This window comes from Lactobacillus juensis (assembly GCF_036246285.1).
Taxonomy (GTDB): domain Bacteria; phylum Bacillota; class Bacilli; order Lactobacillales; family Lactobacillaceae; genus Lactobacillus; species Lactobacillus juensis.
This window is the reverse complement of sequence record NZ_BTTS01000001.1, coordinates 264,882-282,294: the sequence shown is the minus strand read 5'-3', so window position 1 is coordinate 282,294 and position 17,413 is coordinate 264,882. Positions and strand designations below refer to the sequence as shown.

The 17,413-nt window shown below is 35.2% G+C and carries 18 protein-coding genes; 2 read left to right on the top strand and 16 right to left on the bottom strand.

Annotation, left to right across the window (positions count from 1 at the left end):
* Positions 1 to 6 precede the first annotated feature (6 nt).
* The 11 genes from AAA926_RS01375 to prmA all read right to left on the bottom strand — a co-directional run bounded on the left by AAA926_RS01375 (position 7) and on the right by prmA (position 11,356).
* Complete coding sequence (locus AAA926_RS01375) at positions 7 to 321, bottom strand: PTS fructose transporter subunit IIB (protein ID WP_045928133.1); 315 nt, start codon at positions 319 to 321, stop codon at positions 7 to 9.
* 15 nt (positions 322 to 336) lie between these two features.
* On the bottom strand, positions 337 to 792 hold the full coding sequence (locus AAA926_RS01370) for a PTS sugar transporter subunit IIA (protein WP_338206462.1): 456 nt from the start codon (positions 790 to 792) through the stop codon (positions 337 to 339).
* Positions 793 to 810: 18 nt separating this feature from the next.
* Positions 811 to 1,755, bottom strand: coding sequence for a ketose-bisphosphate aldolase (locus AAA926_RS01365; protein WP_338206461.1), 945 nt, complete (start codon positions 1,753 to 1,755; stop codon positions 811 to 813).
* A gap of 78 nt (positions 1,756 to 1,833) precedes the next feature.
* Positions 1,834 to 2,298 (bottom strand): PTS sugar transporter subunit IIA, encoded by a 465-nt coding sequence (locus AAA926_RS01360; protein ID WP_338206460.1) that lies wholly within the window; start codon positions 2,296 to 2,298, stop codon positions 1,834 to 1,836.
* Complete coding sequence (locus tag AAA926_RS01355) at positions 2,258 to 3,355, bottom strand: BglG family transcription antiterminator (protein WP_338206459.1); 1,098 nt, start codon at positions 3,353 to 3,355, stop codon at positions 2,258 to 2,260. Before AAA926_RS01355 ends, AAA926_RS01360 begins: the two co-directional genes overlap by 41 nt.
* The gene (locus tag AAA926_RS01350; RefSeq protein ID WP_338206458.1) at positions 3,271 to 3,741 is read right to left on the bottom strand and encodes an HTH domain-containing protein; all 471 of its coding nucleotides are present in this window, start codon (positions 3,739 to 3,741) and stop codon (positions 3,271 to 3,273) included. The genes AAA926_RS01355 and AAA926_RS01350 overlap by 85 nt, the downstream gene beginning before the upstream one ends.
* Before the next feature lie 163 nt (positions 3,742 to 3,904).
* Entirely contained in the window at positions 3,905 to 5,755 is a 1,851-nt protein-coding gene (gene aspS, locus AAA926_RS01345) for an aspartate--tRNA ligase (protein WP_338206457.1), read from the bottom strand.
* Between the two features lie 2 nt (positions 5,756 to 5,757).
* Positions 5,758 to 7,044 carry a histidine--tRNA ligase gene (gene hisS, locus AAA926_RS01340; RefSeq protein WP_338206456.1) on the bottom strand — a complete coding sequence of 429 codons (1,287 nt, stop codon included), beginning with the start codon at positions 7,042 to 7,044 and terminating at the stop codon, positions 5,758 to 5,760.
* 271 nt (positions 7,045 to 7,315) lie between these two features.
* Positions 7,316 to 7,753 (bottom strand): D-aminoacyl-tRNA deacylase, encoded by a 438-nt coding sequence (gene dtd / locus AAA926_RS01335; RefSeq protein WP_338206455.1) that lies wholly within the window; start codon positions 7,751 to 7,753, stop codon positions 7,316 to 7,318.
* Positions 7,753 to 9,993 carry a RelA/SpoT family protein gene (locus tag AAA926_RS01330; RefSeq protein WP_198179164.1) on the bottom strand — a complete coding sequence of 747 codons (2,241 nt, stop codon included), beginning with the start codon at positions 9,991 to 9,993 and terminating at the stop codon, positions 7,753 to 7,755. The genes dtd and AAA926_RS01330 overlap by 1 nt, the downstream gene beginning before the upstream one ends.
* 418 nt (positions 9,994 to 10,411) lie before the next feature.
* Positions 10,412 to 11,356 (bottom strand): 50S ribosomal protein L11 methyltransferase, encoded by a 945-nt coding sequence (prmA, locus tag AAA926_RS01325; protein WP_338206454.1) that lies wholly within the window; start codon positions 11,354 to 11,356, stop codon positions 10,412 to 10,414.
* Positions 11,357 to 11,418: 62 nt separating this feature from the next.
* Between prmA and ybaK the strand changes: the two genes are divergently transcribed.
* Positions 11,419 to 11,919 carry a Cys-tRNA(Pro) deacylase gene (gene ybaK, locus AAA926_RS01320; protein WP_265892571.1) on the top strand — a complete coding sequence of 167 codons (501 nt, stop codon included), beginning with the start codon at positions 11,419 to 11,421 and terminating at the stop codon, positions 11,917 to 11,919.
* Between the two features lie 125 nt (positions 11,920 to 12,044).
* Positions 12,045 to 12,989 (top strand): sugar-binding transcriptional regulator, encoded by a 945-nt coding sequence (locus AAA926_RS01315; RefSeq protein WP_265892570.1) that lies wholly within the window; start codon positions 12,045 to 12,047, stop codon positions 12,987 to 12,989.
* A 2-nt stretch (positions 12,990 to 12,991) separates the two neighbouring features.
* Here AAA926_RS01315 and citX read toward each other — a convergent pair whose 3' ends face one another.
* From citX to citC, 5 genes are all read right to left on the bottom strand, one after another.
* On the bottom strand, positions 12,992 to 13,540 hold the full coding sequence (citX, locus tag AAA926_RS01310) for a citrate lyase holo-[acyl-carrier protein] synthase (protein WP_338206453.1): 549 nt from the start codon (positions 13,538 to 13,540) through the stop codon (positions 12,992 to 12,994).
* Between the two features lie 86 nt (positions 13,541 to 13,626).
* Complete coding sequence (gene citF / locus AAA926_RS01305; protein ID WP_338206452.1) at positions 13,627 to 15,165, bottom strand: citrate lyase subunit alpha; 1,539 nt, start codon at positions 15,163 to 15,165, stop codon at positions 13,627 to 13,629.
* Positions 15,155 to 16,069 (bottom strand): aldolase/citrate lyase family protein, encoded by a 915-nt coding sequence (locus AAA926_RS01300; protein ID WP_109586341.1) that lies wholly within the window; start codon positions 16,067 to 16,069, stop codon positions 15,155 to 15,157. The genes citF and AAA926_RS01300 overlap by 11 nt, the downstream gene beginning before the upstream one ends.
* Positions 16,070 to 16,366: a citrate lyase acyl carrier protein gene (gene citD / locus AAA926_RS01295; RefSeq protein WP_265892568.1), complete on the bottom strand. Its 297-nt coding sequence runs from the start codon at positions 16,364 to 16,366 to the stop codon at positions 16,070 to 16,072. It abuts the gene before it with no gap.
* Entirely contained in the window at positions 16,356 to 17,411 is a 1,056-nt protein-coding gene (gene citC, locus AAA926_RS01290; protein ID WP_338206451.1) for a [citrate (pro-3S)-lyase] ligase, read from the bottom strand. Before citC ends, citD begins: the two co-directional genes overlap by 11 nt.
* Positions 17,412 to 17,413: the final 2 nt, after the last annotated feature.

Here is a 17,413-nt window from a genome sequence, read left to right as displayed (position 1 = left end):
AAACCTCTATTTAACATTTAATGCAGAATGCAATTTTTTCATTAATTTGTTTGGACTTTGTATTGCAGTATCAGTGGAAATTTGGACAATTTTTTTGCCCTTAAATCTTTCTCTTCCAGTTACTTTTACATCAACTGCTAGTAAAACAACATCAGCTTCTTTAATATCTTCTGGTTTCAGTGCATCTTCAGTACCGATAGTACCCTGAGTTTCAATATGAATTGTGTCCCCACAATCTTTAGCAGCCTGTTCCAGTTTTTCTTTTGCAATATAAGTGTGAGCTATTCCCGCAGAACAAGCTGTTATGCCAACAATTTTCATTCATAAACATCTCCTTTATTCTTTAAAAGCATCAATCACTTCCTGAATGCTTTCAGCTTTTTTTAATTTGTCAACAACTTGCCTATGTCCTAATCTCCCAGCAAATATTGACAATAGTTTTAATTGATTCTTTGCTGAATTGGTATCATTGCTTACAGCAAACAAAATAACTATTCTAATCTTCTCGTTATCCAATGATTCCCATTCAATGCCATGTTTCAAAATTCCAATAGCAACACCTATTCGTTTGACATCATCACTTTTTCCATGAGGGATTGCTATGCCTTGACCTATTCCGGTTAAGCCTTCTTTTTCTCGTAAATAAATATCTTGGACAAAGGGGTCAACTTTATCAATATAATTTGCATTTTTGAGCAACTCTGCTAATTGCACTATAACTTCATATTTATTTCTAGCATTAAGCCCAATTTTTATAACCTTAGGATCCAAAACAGAAGTAATATTTTCCATATGTAAAACCAAATACTTTTATGCCTTAAATGTTTCAGTCTGGAAGTTTTCGATTTTGTAAGGTACTTCAACTGGTTCTTCGTGTTCAAAATATAGATGGGTTCTATTAGTTGCCTTGCAGAGTTCATTCTTATGATGTACAATTTTTTGTTCTTCAATCATTGCTTCCGGAAACATTAATTTTGGCTCGCGCATTTCATTTGGATCACTGTTATCTAGCAAATGACGCAAACCGGTTGCAAACGCAATTTTGATATCACTTGAAATGTTTATTTTATTGATACCATTGTCAATTGCTTCTTGAATTTTATCGTCAGGATTATTCGAAGCTCCGTGCAAAACTAACGGTACATCTACAGCTTCTGAAACTTGTTTTGCAATTTCCGGTTTCAATTTAGGCTGTACATCTTTAGGGTAAAGACCGTGGGCAGTACCAATTGCAATTGCCAAAGAATCAACATTTGTTTTCTCAACAAAATCCTTAGCCATTTCAGGTGTAGTGTAATGTACATCGTTTGTTAAATGGCCGTTGACATCATAACCAGTATCAGCTATTGTTCCTATTTCAGCTTCAACTGATATTCCAGTGGCATGAGCTGCCTCAACCACTTTTTTTGTAGTGGCAATATTTTCATCATATGGTTTCATAGAGCAATCAATCATAACGCTAGTGAAGCCTAGATGAATAGCATGAATGCAGTCTTCATAACTAGCACCATGATCTAAATGTAAAGCAATTGGCAAATCTGTTTTATTAATGCCCTGTAAAACTTGCCCCACAAAGTTATCACGCAGAAATGCCAGCTCGGTGGGATGAATCGCCATTATAAAAGGTGTTTGATCTTCAATACACTTTTCCAGAGTTGCTGTAAAAAGTTGTCCAGATCCAGCGTTGTAAGCTGGTATTGCAAAGTGATTTTTATGTGCTACATCCAATAATCTTTTTCCTGTTACTAAAACCATTTTTACCTCCAAAAATTAATAAATTATATTTTCTGAAAAACAAACTTTTTATGGTCCACTTTTCATGATCTTCCTCCTTTACAAGTATTTTTCTATTTCTTCTGCTGTTTGACATTGACTTATTTTGGAAATGACGTTTTTATCTGCAAATTTTCGGAAAATTTTGATCAATCTTTTGATTCTCGGACTATTCTTTTGAGATTTACGGCTAATCAATAAAATAAAACAAGTATCTACAGCAGTACTATCTGGACATTTCCATTCATCTATTTTCTGAGCTAACTTACAAATTATTAAATTAGGAATTACATTTTCTTCTAAGATGATATGAGGAAAGGCAATACCATTTCCAAAAGAAGTGTTTTTAACCTGTTCCCTGGCCTGCAAGCTTTTAAAAAGTTCTTTTTGTGATAATTTTTTTTGACTGGCAACGCTTTTGGATATCAGAGAAAAAAGTTCTTTTTTAGTAATTTTTTGGTCAACATTTATTTTTATAAAAAAATCATCGCTGCTTTTGGATTCTGTAGACTGCTTGTCTAACATTTTTTTCATCTTCTTTTGTTAAAAAAGCACTAACTAGTTCAACTGGTACATTGGTTTTTACCGATAATGGAACTGTACTTATCAGCAAGTCAATATTTTTATGTTTTTTTAGTATGTCTTCTATCTCGAGGTTGGAACCTAAGCCTATGACCTTTAAATCAGGCATTAATTTTCTTATTTTTGTTGAAATTATTTCTGAAGTACCAATCCCTGTTGTACAAATAATATAAACGCGTACCATTTTATTTCTATGTGGTTGAGCTTCTAAATATTTAACGAAGTAAAGGCATATAAAACCTGTTTCATTATCTGAAATTGCTGGTAACTGAAATTCACGTTCCACCTGTTTTGAAGCTAATTTAGTAGCTTCAAAAACTTTCTCATATTCCAATTTAATGTCATTTAATAAAGCATTTGGCAAGGAAACTTGCATTTTCAAACGAATAATCATTGAAAAAATATGATTTTTAATATCATTTAATATATATTTGCTAAAACCGGTATTCAGAAATTGTGAAACCAATGTAATGTATTCTTGAGAAACTCGTTCCGCTAATTTATGATCATCAGAAGTTATTTCACTTTTTTTCTCACTAAATCTTGAGGATATTAGATATTCAAATAAGTAGTAAGTTTCAACTTCTAAAGATAATGGCTGTACGTTTAAATAATTTTCAATGTTTTGAATAATTTTCTGGCAAATCTTGAAAATTTCAGGATTTGCCTTCGATTTTCTTGTTATACTGGACTTTGACTCAACTGAATAGTTTACTGATTTAAATTTTCTTGCTCTGCTTAACAGAATATAAATATGTGTAAAAAAATTAATATTATAAGGATAAGGAAGATTGTTATTTAGAGATTTCATTGCCAGTTTTAATTGTTCTAAGGCGAAGTCAAAATCTTGGTCATCGTATTGTCCAATACTATTTCGCAAACTACTAATTTCTGTTGTATTGTTAACATGTAAAACTACTTCAATAATGGCATTTCTAATATTTTTTCTGTTCCTTTGATGCTTAAAAAACGTTGCTTGCGAATTAATGACAGATTCCATCTTTTAATTTTTGCAGAAATCATTTTTTCATCATTTTGAATCACTGCTTCACTAACATATAAACTATTAATGATATCTGTAATTGAAACTGCTTTGGGAGATGCAATTAAGAGTCTGGTTAAAATATTTTCTTGACGTTCATTGATTTCCGAAAAAGCAGCAGATTTTTTATTTTCGTACTTTAAATAATTTTGATAAACTAACTCAAATCCCTTACTTCTTTTAGAAATAATTATTTTTTCTGGAAAATTCTGATTTAATTGATTGATCCTCCTAATTATTGTTTTACGTGAGACGTTTAATTTTTGCGAAATTTTAGCCGAAGAATTGAAACCATGATTTACTTTTAAATAGTTGATTATGGATTGATTCAAATCTTTAACCATTTCTTTTCTCCTTCCGACATTTTTATTATATAAGTCTGTGTAAGCGCTACATCATAAGAAAATGTCCCCAATCAAAATTGAATGAGGACAAATAAAAAAGCAAAAGAGCTGTGTATAATTTTCACAGCTCTTTTGCTTTAGTTAAAAATACTTTTAAACTTTCCTAATCCCACGTGGTATTTTGTGCAGCATCTTTTTCGGCTTGTGCTTTCAAGTTTGCTTCAATTTTAGCTACATCGTCTTGATACTTATCTTCGACCTCAATACCCAAATCAGTTAATTGCTGTTCAGATACAGGAGCAGGCGCGTGCATCATTGGTTCTGAAGCATTGGCATTTTTCGGGAATGCCAATACATCACGGATATTATCTTTTTCAGCAAGCAGCATTGCAAAACGGTCAAGCCCGATAGCAAGTCCCGCATGTGGTGGAAAGCCCATATCCAAAGCTTCAAGAAGGTAGCCAAACTGTTCATAAGCACGTTTTTTGGTAAAACCAAGGGCCTTAAACATTTTTTCCTGAATTGAACGCTTGTGAATACGTATTGAACCTCCACCCAATTCATCACCGTTCATAACTATATCATAGCTGCGAGCATGAGCCTTGTGCGGTTCAGTATCCAATAATTTAATACCTTCATCATCGGGCATAGTGAATGGATGGTGTGCTGCAATCCATCTACCGAATCCTTCATCATATTCAAATAATGGCCAATCAACCACCCACACAAAGTTAAATACATGTTTTGGAATAATATTTGTTTCTTTAGCGAATTCACGACGCAAATGGTCAAGTGAGTCGCAGCAAACTTTCCATTTGTCAGCAATAAATACGACTAATTCGCCGCCTTGCAAGTTAAATTCATTAACTAAAGCAACTTTATTTTCATCAGTTAAGAAACGAGAAACGGGACCGGAGAATTCACCATCTTCAAATTTGACCCAAGCCAAACCTTTTGCGTGATAACGCTTAATATAGTCCTGCTTTTTCTCAATTTGTTTGCGTGAATATTTTTGAGCACCATCTTTAACGGCAATCCCTTTAACAAAACCACCATCTGCAATGGCACCAGAGAACACCTTAAAAGAACTATCTTTAAAGATTGCACTTAGATCATGAATTAACATGCCGTAACGGGTATCTGGTTTATCTGTTCCGTAATTATTCATTGAATCTGTCCAAGAAATGCGGTCAATTGGAGTTTTTAGATCAATTCCCATTACGTCTTTCATGATTTTCTTGAGCAGACCTTCTGTATAGTCCTGCACTTGCTGCTCATCAGTAAAAGAGGTTTCCATATCAATCTGCGTAAACTCAGGTTGCCTGTCACCCCGCAAATCTTCGTCTCTAAAGCATCTAGCTAACTGATAATATTTATCGAAACCGGCTCCCATCAATAGCTGCTTGAAAAGCTGGGGAGATTGTGGCAGAGCGTAAAAACTGCCAGGATAAATTCTGGATGGAACTAGATAATCACGTGCACCCTCCGGTGAAGACTTTCCTAAAATTGGTGTTTCAATGTCAATGAAACCATTTTGATCAAAAAATTCGTGTGTGGCTCGTAATATTTTTGACCGTAAAATGATAGCATTTTGCAAGTTTGGTCTACGCAAATCCAAATAGCGATACTTTAGCCGAGTCTGTTCAGCAACCTCAACGTCATCTTTAATTTCAAATGGTGGGTTCTTAGACTCATTTAAAATGATTATTTTTTCAGCCTCAACTTCGACCTCTCCCGTTTTCATATCAGGATTAATACTTGAACGTTTGACTACTTTTCCTTTGACTTGAATTACATATTCATTTCCTAGTGAATCTGCAATAGCCATTAATTCTTGACCTGAATCATGGTTAACTACTACTTGGACAAGGCCTTCACGATCGCGTAAATCGATAAAAACCAAATTACCCAGATTACGCACTCTCTGAACCCAGCCATATAAATTTACATCCCGATTAAGGTAGTCCTGAGTGATATTGCCACAATAGTCAGTTCTTTTTTCCATTTTTTTCATTTTTATTCCTTTAATTGTTCCATTACCGCATTCATATTTTCGAGATCATTAAAACTAAACTTAAAAGTTTTAGCATCAGCAAGTCTTTTAACATTTAAAACTTTGTCAGCTAATTCTTTACCGCCAAGTGTAATAACGAACTTTGCTTTTGCTCTATCCGCTTTTTTGAATTGAGCTTTTAACTTTTTTTGCTCAACATCATATTGAACTTTCAGCCCTTGCTTACGCAATAAACGAGCAATTTCAACTGTTTTTACTTCTGTTTCTTGACCGATATTGGCTATAAAGAAATCAATGCCCTGATCTGCAAAAAGTTCCGGATTTTGTTTTTGTAATACCAGCATCAAGCGTTCTTCTCCAATGCCAAAACCAACTGCTGGAGTACTTGGTCCGTCAAATTCCTCTACTAAGTTATCATAACGACCGCCGCCAAGAATTGTTGAAGCAGATTCCCAAATGCTTTTATCTTCGACCATGAATTCAAAAATTACACCAGTATAGTAGTCCAGTCCACGAACTAAATCATTATCGATCACATAATTAATCTTTAATTGATGCAGCATCTTTAAAATTTGGTCAAAATTTTCCTTTGATTCTGGATCCAAATAATCAACTATTTTAGGAGCATTTGGTAAAAATTGCTTATCCTGTTCATCTTTGGAATCTAGAATACGCAAAGGATTCTTTTCTAACCGTCTTTTTGAATCATCAGAAAGCTGGTCTCTAACTGGTTTAAAATAATTAACTAGTGCATCATGATAATCTTGCCGTACTTGTGAATTTCCTAATGTATTGATATGCAATTCATAATTTTTCACACCTAGCTTGGCCAGTAAATCATGAGCCAGAACTATTGTTTCCACGTCAGCCAAAGGATTTGCGGAACCAAAACTCTCAATGCCAATTTGGTGAAACTCTCGTTGACGCCCTGCTTGGGGCCTTTCATAGCGAAATGTCGATTCAATATAATAAACATTTAAAGGCTTAACAATTTCTGGTGCATAAAGTTTATCCTCAACGTAAGCTCGCACTACCCCCGCTGTTCCTTCAGGCCTTAAAGCAATATGTCTGCCGCCTTTATCATTAAAGTCATACATTTCTTTTTCAACTACATCAGAAGTTTCACCACTCGAACGTGAAAAAACATTGTAGTTTTCAAAACTGGGTGTCCGAATCTCGCGGTAATTTGCCCCTTTAAAAAAGTCGCGTAATATTTGTTCGACTTTTTCCCATGAACCAGATTCATCTGGCAAAATGTCAACTGTTCCTTTAGGTCTTTGAACTCTCATTTAATCATCCTTTTAATAAAAAAACGTCCTTGAATAAATCAAGGGCGCTCTGATTTAGCACGGTACCACCTTTTACCTGCTGCGAATAACGCTCGCGATGCGATTATTATCTGGTAAAGGGGTCACAGTTAGTTTTTTTCCACCTTTTCACCAAAAATAGGCGGTCTCTGAATAAAAATACTAAACTTCAGTCTTTGTCATTGATAATTCTTTTTTAGAATATAGTTTTCACAGTTAAAAGTCAACCTGTAGTACTATTTATGCACGATATTTACAGATCCAACACGATTGTGAAAGGTCCATCATTTTCTAAATCAACCTGCATGTCAGCACCAAATTCACCTGTTGCTACGGTTAATCCTAAATTTTCCAATTCTTTATTAAACTGTTCCCATAACTCTTTTGATTTTGGTGGCCTCATAGCTTTGATAAAACTTGGTCGATTACCCTTTTTGGTATCTGCTAGTAAAGTAAACTGACTAACACTTAATATTTGTCCGCCAACATCTTTAATTGCCAAATTAGTTTTACCCTTTTCATCTTCAAAGATACGCATTTTGGCAATTTTAGCAGCTGCCTTTTTAACAATATCGGCTTCATCACCTTCTTTTAACCCAACCAGCAATAACAAACCCTTAGAGATCTGTCCTACTCTATTTCCAGCAATTTTGACACTGGCTCGATTTACTCTTTGGATTACAATCCGCATTAATTATCAGCTCTCCTTGTCTGATATACATCTGGTATATCTCTTAACTTGGTTAAAATATCATCTAGTTTTGCTGAATTGTTCACCGCCACTGTAGCATATATATGTGCAATATTATTTTCGTTGACTTTGCCTGAGATATTATTAATATTTGGGGTTAACGTGTTCAACTTTGTAATGACATCAGTGAGTAATTTGCCCCGGTTGTAACCGAAAACTTCAATATTAGCATTAAATGCTTGGGCACTGTTTTCTGCAACATTCTCCCATTGAACTTCAATCAGCCTGCCCTTACTTTCGTCATTATTTACTATATTGCGACAGTCTGTTCGATGAATTGTCACGCCCCGGCCTTTAGTAACATAGCCGACAATGTCGTCTCCTGGAACTGGATTGCAACACTTGGCCAAATGAAGCATCAAGTCACTTATGCCCTGAATCATGACACCATTTTTGTGCTTGATCTTCATTGCCTTAGAATCTTTTTTACTTGGTGGATTTTCCGAAACTGCTTTTTGTCCTGAATTCAGAATTTCTTCTTCAAGCTGCTTTTGCTTCTTCTTTTCATTCTCGTGCCGTATATCTGCAGTTAATCTGTTGACCACACCAATCGCGGAGAGATCACCAAAACCAATTGAAGCATACATTTCATCTGCTGTGTGATAATTAATTTGCTCCAATAGTGGCTCAATATGTTCTTTTGACATAAATACTTTGGGTGAAAGTCCTTGCTCACGCAGTTTGTCAGCAACCATTTGCTCGCCCTGCTCAATACTATGGTCACGATCAAGATTTCTAAAGTATCTGCGAATTTTGTTTCGTGCGCGCGAGGTCTTAACTAAATCGACCCAGTCGCGTGATGGGCTTGCGTTTGACTGCGTCATTATTTCGATGACATCACCATTTTTCAATTTATAATCAAGAGGTACTAACTTACCATTGACTTTGGCTCCGACCGCATGGCTACCCACTTGAGTATGGATTTCATAAGCAAAATCCAAGGTCACTGACCCTTTTGGCAGTTCATAAACTTCACCTTTAGGAGTAAAAACATAAACGCGATCAGAGAAGATTTCGCTTTTAACGCTTTTCATGAATTCATCAGCGTCTGATGTTTCATCTTTTAACTCTAAAATTTCACGAACCATATCCAATTTTTCATTTGAGCTGGTTTGTTCTACACCTTTAAAATTACCCCTCTTATATGCCCAGTGAGCAGCGACACCGTATTCCGCAACTTCATGCATCTGTTCGGTTCTGATTTGTATTTCCAGGGGTCTGCCCCCAGGACCAATAATAGTGGTATGAAGTGACTGGTAGCCGTTGACCTTAGGAACAGCAATATAGTCCTTGAACCTGCCAGGCATCGGCTTCCACTTAGTATGGACTGCTCCTAAAACTGCATAACAGTCTTTTACTGTTTTAACAATTACGCGTACTGCCAACAAGTCATAAATTTCATTAAAATCTTTATGCTTGTTGACCATTTTTTTATAAATAGAATAAATATGCTTTGGCCGACCGTATATTTCGTACTTAATGCCCAGACTATCCAAACTCTCCTTAAGTGTCTTGATTGCATCTTGGATATATTTTTCCCTTTGGCTGCGTTTAAGACTCATTAAATTAACAATCCGGTAATATGCCTTTGGGTTCAAATAATGAAAACTCATATCTTCGAGTTCCCATTTAATTGTTCCGATACCCAAACGGTCAGCTAAGGGAGCATAAATATCCATAGTCTCGGATGCAATTCGACGCTGCTTATCAGGGCGCAAATGCTCTAAAGTATGCATATTATGCAGTCTGTCAGCTAATTTGACCATAATCACTCGAATATCTTTTGCCATTGCAATTAACATTTTTCTATGATTTTCAGCCAAAAATTCTTGGTGTGATTTATACTGGTATTTATTTAATTTAGTAACGCCATCAACTATAAAAGCAACATCTTTGCCAAACTTTTCCTTGATATCATCATTGGTAACTGGTGTATCTTCTACCGTATCATGTAAGAATCCTGCTGCAATTGTATCGGGGTCAAGACTCAATTTTGCAAGAGTACCAGCAACTTGGGTGGGATGAACAATATATGGCTGTCCGGAGGCTCTTTTTTGGTCTTTATGGGCATTTGCAGCAAATTTATATGCTTTTTCAACAAACGCAATTTGATCATCATTCATATATTTTTTACAGGTATCTATCACCTGTTCATGTGTCATTTCGATGTACTTTGACATATAATATCGCCCCTTCTAGCACTAACCGTAAATTTGATTATCCATTAAACCAAATATTTCCAAAATGAGATAAATTAACGCAAACAAAAAGTTATAATTAGCATATTTCAATAAAACAATTAAGCAAAAACAGCCTGGCATAAACAAGAGCCAATAGTGCCTTAAATTAAGTGCTTTAATCAATTTGCCAATGTGATAGCTGATTATGCTGTTGAGCATTATAAATAACAGTCCCACGCGATAAATAGTCCTTATTGAAAAAAGGCTAAATATGAGTGGCAAAATCATGACTAACATACTCCAGCTGATTACAGGTGTAATTTTATAGCTATTTAACTTTTTAAAAAAAGGAATATTTTTTAGTTTATCAATCAACTTGTCAGTTCCTTACTAATTTAATTATCTATTATAACTCTATTTAGTTATCTTTTCTTTCAATAATTAACCCAATCCAACGTCCTTGTTGCATTGATAATATAATTTGGAATCCATTTGCAGTCAAAGCTTTCTTGATTTTTTTTATTTGATCACAATCTATTCCAGAAAAAATCACTTTTCCGTTAGAAGTCAAGTGCTCATCCAACTCTGGAATTAAATCAAGTAAAATTTCAGCCAAAATATTTGCTACAATAATATCATACTTATCTTTAACTTTATTTAATAAGTTCGTTTTCTGCACTTTTATATTAGTTAAATTATTTAAAGATATATTCTCATTAGCAGCAGTTATTGCCTCGTCAGATATATCCGTTGCTAAAACTGATCTCGCTCCTAAAATAGACGAAGCAATTGCTAAGATTCCAGAACCAGTGCCAACATCACAAACAGTCTCTGGCCTGACCAAAATCTGTTCCAGTCCTAACAATGCTAGTTGAGTAGTCTTATGCGAACCAGTGCCAAATGCCAAACCTGGATCAAGTTTAATTATGTTTTGGTCTTTAAAAGCCGGCTTATATTGTTCCCATTCAGGAACTATTGCCAGGTGCCTGGAAAAGTCAATTGGATGATAAAATTTTTGCCACACTGTATTCCAGTCTTCATCTTTGATATAAGAGGCACTCACTTCAGCCTCACCTATTTTCAAACCGTAACCCTCTAGTTCAGACAACTTTTTTTGGTACTTTTTAACTAATTCTGCCTTGTCTTGTTCTATATCAAAATATGCTAAAAATTCCAAATCTTCAGGTAAGTCTTTTATTTCGTCAAGTTTAACAATTGTTGAATCGGATTCCCAACCTGCTTGTTCGAAGTCTGAACGCTTCCGCGTTTCTGTGCCCAAACAGTGCAGTACATCCTGACTATATATATTTAATGCATCTTCAACTTCATGACTAGTTTCTATTTTAATAATTAACAATTTCATTATTTTTTTAACTCCCTTTTATTTTCCCTTTTATCAATGCTATCATTAAAAAGGTGATCATTATGTCAAAAAAGAAAAATAAGATTGAAAAGACGCTTGTCGAAAAAATATTAGATAGGGATAAAATCTCATATCGGCAAGCAGAGTTTGCTACACATGAAGACTCGGGTGGTGTGGCAAAAATGGATACATCCATTTTAAACGAGAATGAACATTTGGTCTACAAAACTTTGGTGTGCTGGGGAAATAAGACGCCCACTTTAGTAGCTGTAATACCAGTAACCGAGCATTTGAGCATGAAAAAATTAGCAAAAAATTCAGGTAATAAAAAATGCGAAATGTTACCCTTAAAAGATTTAGAAAAAACCACCGGTTATGTACATGGGGCAAATACTCCCATCGGCATCTATTTTAAACATCATTTTCCCATTTTCCTTGATAATAGCATGGTCAGCGAAAAAGAAATTGCTGTTTCCAGTGGCAAAATCGGGCGTAGCGTGTTTCTAGATCCTCAAGATTTGCAAAAAATTACACATGCAAAATTTTGTGATTTACTGGAATAAAAACAGAATTTAAATTTCGTCTTCCGAAAATTTTTCTTCTAAAAAGTTGCTTAAGTTATAGTATTAAAACGTTCTTTCTAATATAATTAAAACAAATAAAAAGTATAAAGAATAGGAAAAAGCAAATGACATTGTTAACAGATGAACAACTTGCGAATATCGCACATGACTATTTTTTGAGCAAGCTGAACATTGCAGAAATCTCGAAAAAGTATAATCTCTCTCGTTATCTGATAGCTAAGGCAATAGAAGAAGCCGAAGATAAGGGAATTGTAAAAATTAGTATTTATCAAAGCCCTAAACGATCACAAAAACTTGAGCGTGAATTTCAAAGACTTTTTGATTTAAAGGAAGTCTATATTTTAGAAGATAAAGAGACTAAAAACCAAGATAATGAAATGATTGTTAACTTTGCAGCTAAACAAATACAGCATTATATTAACTCAGCTCATGTTGTCGGCTTAACTTGGGGAACTCTCTTAAGAGACATTATTGATGATTTTGCAACGGAAACACGTGATGATTTGACATTTGTGCAGTTATTAGGCCAAGTTGTAAATGCCAGTAAACGTAAACAACCATTAATTCAGCACGCAGCAAACAAGTTCAGCGCAAAATGTCTAACTTTTCCTGCCCCTCTTTATGCGATTGATCCCACTTTAGTAAAAAAGGTTCATAAAGAACCATACTATGAATATATAGAGAAATATTTTTCTCAGCTCGACTTAGTATTTGCAAGTATCGGAACATTCCAGTCGTTAGAATCAGGCCAATTCTTTATGGATTATTATGCAGATAAACTATTTACAGGTCTAGAGAAAAATCAATTAGCGGGAATTATTTTTGGCAGGCCTTATGATATTAAGGGGCGTTTTTATAGTCCTATTGAAACACATATTTCAGGAATCAGTCTTGCCAATATTTTTGCAGTTCCTGATCGCTTTGTAATTGTCAGGAATCGCTTCAAAGAAGACGCTCTTTTAGGAGCTTTAAGAACTGGAGTAATTACTCACTTGATTACTACTAGTGGAATAGCCGAAAGAGTTTTACATAAGAATGACACTCTTTAGTTTTAATCAGAGGATATCTCCTGCTTATACAAATTAGTAATATAATTTTGTAAATCTGTGACCGAATGTCTTCTTGAACGAGCACATTCTTTGGCAGGTCTTGAACATAAAAAACATCTGCGAACAGGCATACCCAATTCTTTGCGGGATATAGCCTGTTTTTGTTTATTAATCAACACATCAGCATCAAAAAGTCTATTTAATTTTTGATGCTCTTCAAATTCAACTGCTTTTTCTTTTACAACTCTGTAATTACGATTAACAAGGTAAAAATTTTCGGGACCCGTTTCCTTTTCCCAGTGTTCATAAAGAATAAAAGGCAAATTACTGCTTTGAAAAATTTTTTCTAAATCAAAAATACCTTCGGCAAATATTTTTTCTAAATAACAATTGTTTTTAATAGGTCCAGGAATATTCAATTTAACATCCAATAGTGTAATCTTTGGAAACTTTTGCAAGATTTCTTGTTGAAGCTTGACTCGTTCGTCTTTATTTTCCAGTACTTCATCTATACTCTGAGGCTGACCCTTATCAAAAATTGATTTTATCATTTTGGTATTCACTTCTTTTTATATTATAACTAAAAAATGTGAGAACAAGTTCCAGCTCATTCTCACACTTTTTTTAAAATAAATAATTAGTCTTTTACTTGCTTAATAGTATCAATAATGGTGCCGTCTCGATACTGAATAAGAGCAACAGTCCGATCAGTATATGCCAGTGGCTTTGGTACTCCAACCTGCTCTTGAGCCATTTTTTGCAGTTCCTTAATATCAACCACTTTTAGTTCAGGCACTTTGGCAAAAGCATCTATAAGATCTTTACGGCGTGGATTAATTGCAATTCCTCTTTCAGTAACCAAAACATCAATTGAATCACCAGGGGTTACAACTGTTTCAACTGCTGGAACAACAGTTGCATTTCGTCCGCGTACTAATGGAGCAGTAATAATAGTCATTTTGGCTGCAGCTGCATCTTGGTGGCCACCAATAGCACCACGAATAACACCGTCAGAGCCAGTCATTACATTAACGTTGAAATCTGTATCAATCTGTAAAGCCGAAAGAATGGCAACATCTAAATTATTAACTACTGCCCCTTTATTATGAGGATCAGCATACCAAGAGGCATCAATTTCTTGTTGATTTTTATTCTTGGCCATTGATGCCGCAGCACCTTTATCAAAATCCTGCACATCCATAATTTTTTTGACCAGGCCTTCCTCAAGTAGGTCTGTTGTGGGCTTGGTAATGCCACCCAGAGCAAATGACGCTGTGATGCCATCTTTTAACATAGATTCTCTCAAATACCTGGTCACAGCAAGAGCAGCTCCACCAGATCCTGTCTGAAAAGAAAATCCTTGTTTATAATAAGGTGAATTGGTAATTACCTGATTAACAGTTTGCGCAATTTTCAGCTCTTTCGGATCTTTAGTAAAGCGAGTAGCTCCAGAACCAATTTTATCTGCGTCACCTATTTGATCAACCTTAACAACGTAATCGACCTGCGTTTGTTTAATAGAAGCTGGAGTATTCGGGTAATCAACAATGTTGTCTGTCAGTAAAACTACTTTATCAGCATATTGAGAGTCAATCAATGCGTATCCTAAAGAACCGAATACAGCATCTCCTTCTTGCCCATTAGCATTTCCAGCGGGATCAGAATTAGGGACACCTAAAAAGGCAACATCAATTTTGATTTCACCTTCTTCAATTGAACGAGCCCGATTGCCGTGAGAACGGAAAATCACCGGATTCTTCAGTCCACCATGGGATACAAAATCTCCTAGGCTTCCTCTCATTCCAGAAGAAGTAATATTGGTAATAACACCCTTTTTAATAGCTTCAATTACTTTATCATTCATAACACCAGTTAAAGAAGAAGGAGCTAAAGTCAGATTTTGGTAACCCATTTTAATGATTAAATCCATTACTTTGTTAAAAGCAAAATCGCCATTTCTAAAGTGATGGTGAAACGAGATAGTCATACCGTCTTTTAGCGTCTTTTTGATAACTTCTTCTAAAGAATCGACCACTTTTGATTCACCGGTGGTAACTTGTACTTTGGGTGCAACTCTCTTTACTTCAGGATTGCCAACTACAACAGACTTAAATGGTTTAAGATTCATATCAGTCATCAAATCATCCGGCAAATTGCGCTTTACTTTATTCTCCAATGTAATTACCCTCCTCATCAATTAAATTCGAAGCTTTTGCTGTTTCAATAACACGATCAGCTTTTTCAACTACAGGTTTGTCAACCATCTTACCATTCATCGAAATTACTCCAGAACCCTTTGCTTTTGCTTCCTGAATTGCATTTTGGACAGCAAGTGCATTTTCAATTTCGTCTTTAGTTGGGTTGAATACTTTATTAACCATTGGAATTTGACGTGGATTGACCAAAGATTTACCATCATACCCAAGTTCATAAATATATTTTGTCTCACGGTAAAATCCTTCGGTGTCGTTCATATTTGAAAAAACTGTATCGAAGGCATAAACATCTGCAGCTCTAGCAGCTTGTAAAACCATATTACGAGCAAATTCAAGTTCACGTCCGTCAGGATAACGGTGAGTGTGCATATCAGCAGTATAATCTTCACCAGAAACTGCCAAGCCCATCATTAATGGTGTGGCCGTTGCAATTTCCGGTGCATTAAGAACACCTTTAGCACTTTCAATCGCAGCCATTACGCCAATAGAACCTTTTTCGACGCCATATTCTTCTTCTGCCTTTTCCATATCTGCTACTAATTTTTTAATCATGGCAGCTGATTCTGTTTTTGGCAGACGAATAACATCAACTCCTGCTCGAACCATTGCCTTTACATCTTCGTCATAAAAAGGCGTATCTTGCCCATTAATTCTGACAACTACTTCTGCACCACCAAAATCAACAGTTTTAATAGCATTAAATACTAACATTCTCGCCGCATCTTTTTCAGTTAGGGAAACTGCATCTTCCAAATCTAACATAATAGAGTCAGCACCATAGATACCGGCATCCTTAACCATAGCTGGATTATTTCCCGGTACAAACATCATTGTTCGCCGTAAACGATTTTTTACGTAAGTCATTTATTGTAGTACCTCCAATCTTGGTTTATCTGTAGTTTCGGTTGCTCTTTGGGCTGCCGCTAATGTCCGTGCTGCAATCACACAGTCAAGGGCTCCTTTATCAGTAGCTTTGACTTTTGCATTATCAAGTCCGAATTTATTAAGAGTATCAGCTATTACTTTTTTAATCTGATCTCCGTATGATTTGGCTACTTCGGATTCCAAATCGATTTCAATACCATTTTGACCGGCGGATACCATTATTTGAATATCTGAAGATTCTAAAGTTCCTGCCACTCCAACAGTTTTAATTTCCATTGATGTTCATTCCTTTCTTTATTCTTTCCTGTAAAATTTGATAGTTTTTATTAATAAAATCAAAAGTAGTTGGTGGAACTAAATTTGAAATGTCTTTTAAATTATTACTTTTGATCAGCTGACGGACTCGTGTAGCTGTAATTATTTGATCGTTATTGCAAAAGCGCTTAACAATTTCAACGTCAATTTTGGGACTAAGTGTGTTTTTTAAGCTTTGATTATAGAAATTAGTTGTTCTTGAAAATGGTTCAGTACCTAAATAACGCTTTTTTATTGCCAATTTCGGTGCAATTTTATTTTTAAAAATTAATGCATCAATTTCTGTTTGCGTAGCGATCAGTTCATCAGGTGATTTTAAAAAGTATGCCGGAAAAGTTGATTGAGAAACTAAATAGTCTCCACCACTAACTACTAACACATTTTTGTATTCAGAGGTTCCTTTTTTTACAAGTTCCATTCTTTCATTCGTTTTAAATAACGAAGCATCCGTAGCAACAACAAACACGTATACCAAATCATTCTCGCTACTAGCAAGTTTTACCAGCCCTTGATGACCTAAAGTAAATGGATTAGCGTTCATGACAATTGCTGCAACTTTTTTATGACTTTGGTCTTTTATTCTGGGAATCCTTGCTATAAAATCCTGAACATTAGGCGTGCCACTCTCTAAAAAAGCTGCTTCATTAGTATGAGCTAGTTCCTTAAATCCTAAATGAGAAAAACTGACAGAATATTTTGCCTTAGTAAATACAAACGAATGATAAATTTTTTGACTAAAAAGGTATTCTTCTAGTGCTGAAACTATTTGATTAAATCTTGCTCCCTGAATAGATTCATCATTTGAAACCGCAATGTATTTGAGAACATTTCCAGCAATGCTACCTGTGCCTACCAACTGACCATCTTCATCAATTAGGCCAACTGTATGATCAATCACAGCAACTTCACGAGAGCTAAAATTGTTAATTCCTTGACTAATCAGGAATTTTTGCCACCTTTTTTTGGTTTCCGGCAAGGTTAAAAAAAGTTCTACGGTTTTATCCATTT